We start from the raw sequence: 3270 nt of genomic DNA on the forward strand, positions 1-3270 counted from the left end.
GCCCGGCTTGGCCGCCGCGCCGCCGCCCGCAACCGCACCGCCGCCCGCAACCGCACCGCCCGCCGCGACAGCCCCGCCGCGCGCGACCTTGGGCAGCACCGCGGTCCGCTCCAGCGCCGGCTCGGCCCGCTGCTCCGGGGTGGCCCCGGTGCTCCGCCGCTCGGGACGGTGCCCAGTCGCATCGGCGGCGGCCACCGCGGCCCGCCGGTCCTGCTCGGAGATCTCCTCGGTCAGGTCCTCGGAGCCGGCCGAGGCACTCGGCGCGGCACCCCCGGCACCGCCCGCCGACCCCCCGGCACCGCCCGAGCCGTCGCCGCCCGTCCCCGGGGCCGGCTTCTCCAGTCCGACCACCGGCAGCTCGGCGGTCACGTCCTCCGCGTCGTTCGCCGCCCGGGCCGCCGCCGCGGCGGCCTCCGCCAGCCGGGCCGCCTCGGCCCGCTGCAGTGCCTCCTCGGCCCGCCGCCGCTGCTCGGCGCGCTGCGCCTCACGCTGGCGCTGGAGCTCGGTCTGCCGGGCGGCCTCCGCCTCGCGGCGGGCCTGTTCGGCGGCCTCGGCCGCCAGCCGGGCCTCCTGCTCGGCCTGCCGGGCGGCCTCCTCGGCCGCTCGGCGCGCAGCCTCCTCCTCGGCCTTCTGCCGGGCTTCCTCGGCGGCCTTGCGGGCCTCCTCGGCCGCCTTCCGCTCGGCCTCCTCCTTGGCGAGGCGCTCCTTCTCGGCCTGCTCGGCGCGCAGCTGCTCCAGCAGCTCCTGGCGCTTGCGCTCGGCGGCCTCCTCCGCGGCCTTCCTGCGGGCCTCCTCGGCGGCCTTGCGCTCGGCCTCCTCCTTGGCGAGGCGCTCCTGCTCGCGGCGGGCCGCCTTCTCCTGCTCGGAGAGCGGCAGCTCGCGGTCGAGCCGGTGGCGGATCGCGGTGGTCACCTCGGCCGGGGCCGCGCTGCCGTCGACCACCAGGTAGCGCACCGGGTCGGCGGCCGCCAGCGCCAGGAAGCCGGCCCGGACCCGGGCGTGGAACTCGGTCGGCTCGGACTCCAGCCGGTCCAGCGCCTCGGTGAACCGCTCGCGGGCCCTGGTCGGGTCCACGTCCAGCACCACGGTCAGGTCCGGCACCAGCCCGCCGGTGGCCCAGCGCGAGATCCGGGCCACCTCGGTGGCGGCCAGGTCGCGGCCGGCGCCCTGGTAGGCGATCGAGGAGTCCATGTAGCGGTCGGTGATCACCACGGCGCCGCGGGCCAGCGCGGGCCGGATCACGTTCTCCACATGCTCGGCCCGGTCGGCCGCGTAGATCAGCGCCTCGGCGCGGTGCGACAGGCCGGTGTTGCCGACGTCCAGCACCAGGCCGCGCAGCCGTTGCCCGACCGGGCTGCCGCCCGGCTCGCGGGTGAGCAGCACCTCGTGGCCCTTGCTGCGGATCCACTCGGCCAGTGCCTGGGCCTGGGTGGACTTGCCGGCCCCGTCGCCGCCCTCCAGCGCGATGAAGAATCCGGTGCCGCTGGCCCGGTGCTCGGGGACGTCGCGGCTGCCGCCGAGCGCCTCCAGCAGCTCGCGGCCGAACGGCACGGTGCCGCGCTGGTCGTCGGTCTTCAGCAGCACCACGCCGGCCAGTGCCAGGGTCAGCACGCCCGCGGTGGCCACGGCGAGCGCCGCGCCGCCGTGGATGAAGGTGAAGCTGCCGGGCCCCCGGTTGCCGTAGTCGATCTCGCCGTAGCCAGCCGCGAGCAGCGGCATCGCGACCAGCGCGCCACCGACCACCATGCGCAGCACCGCGTAGAGGTGCTCGACCACCCGGGGCAGCCGGGCCTCCTCCACCTCCTGGGCGAGCAGCGCCCGGCCGACGCCGATCACGATCCCGGCGGTCGTCCCGGCCAGCGCGGTGAGCAGCAGGACCAGCACGAAGTCGAAGACCAGCCCGGCCAGGATCAGCGCGGCGCCCAGCCCCAGCAGCGCGACCGCGAGCAGCCGGCGCCGGGAGAGCGCGGGCAGCGTCACCCGGGTGAGCCGCAGCCCGAGCCAGGGCAGCCCGGTGGCGGCCAGTACCAGCAGGCCGTAGCCGATCGGGCCGGCGCCGTGCTCGGCGGCGGTGAGCAGCGCGAGCGCCGCGGTGCCGGCCAGCGCGGCGTAACCCGCGGCGACGGCGAAGGTGAAGTAGGGGGCGGAGCCGGTGCGGCCCTTGCCCAGTGCCGGGCCGGGGGTGGCGTCGGTGGGGGCGCGCAGGCCGCGCAGCGGGGAGGCCGGCGGGCTGCCGGCCGGACGGGCGGGCAGCTCCTGCGGGTAGATCAGGGCGGCCGAGGCGGCGAACAGCAGGGCCGCGCCGAGCATCGCGACGGTGACCTGGTGACCCCGCAGCCAGTGCGAGCCGAGCGCCGCGGCCAGGTTGTTGACCAGCGTGAAGCCGACCAGGGCGAGCGCGGCGAGCGGCACGGTGGCCCAGCCGGTGCGCATGTCCAGGGTGCGCAGGGTGTCCAGGTTGCCGGCCGAGGGGCGCTGCTCGGCGGGCGGCGCGTACGGGTTGACCGGCGGCAGCAGGGTCGGGGTGGTGGCGCCCTTGGCCACCGACCAGACCCGCTCGGCGGCACCGGTGACGAAGACGGTGGCGAGCAGCGCGTAGCCGGCGCCACCGCCGGAGACCCAGACGATCCACCACGGCGCCACGGCGACCAGCACCGCGCGCAGCACGTCGGCGCCGAACAGGGTCCAGCGCCGGTCCAGGCTGCCGGCGAGCAACCGGTGCAGCGGGGCCAGCAGCAGCACACCGGTCAGCGCGGCGGCGACCAGCCGGACCGCGAAGACCAGGGCCAGCGCGAAGGCGAGGCCGCGGTAACCGCCGCCGAACTGGTCGGCCCGGTCCGCGGCGGCGACGGTCAGCGCGACCAGCACCAGGAAGGAGAGCCGGTCGGCGGTGCCGCCGATCAGCTGGGTGACCCAGAGCCGCCGGTAGGGGCGCAGCCGCAGCAGTGCCCGGGCGCGCTCGGTGGCGGTTCCGGCCGGCGGCACCTCCGGGAGGTCGGGCGGGGTCGCGGCGGCCTCGGCGGTGGGGGTTGGCTGCTGCTCGCTCGTCATACGGTCAGCGTAGCGGGCGGGGCATGGCCGGAAAGGGCTCATCGCGCTCCGGACGCCCGGCCATGACGAGGTTGTGACGCAGTCCACCACGCCCGTCGCCCGGGCCGGCGGGCGTGCCGCCGCGCGGAACGGCCCCGGGGGGGGGGGGGAGGGGGGGGGGGGGGGGGGGGGGGGGGGGGAGAAAGAGGGGGGGGGGGGGGGGGGGGGGGGGGGAAGGGG

Annotated in this window: 1 protein-coding gene; it reads right to left on the bottom strand. The window is 78.2% G+C overall.

Features of this window, described 5'->3' with window-relative positions; all coding sequences use genetic code 11:
* Positions 1 to 3051 (bottom strand): dTMP kinase (gene tmk / locus ACQRUO_RS36860; RefSeq protein ID WP_428320541.1); only part of this gene is annotated, 3051 nt, incomplete at its 3' end.
* Positions 3052 to 3270: the final 219 nt, after the last annotated feature.

This window comes from Kitasatospora sp. LaBMicrA B282, assembly GCF_050325825.1.
In the GTDB taxonomy this organism is placed as follows: Bacteria; Actinomycetota; Actinomycetes; order Streptomycetales; family Streptomycetaceae; genus Kitasatospora.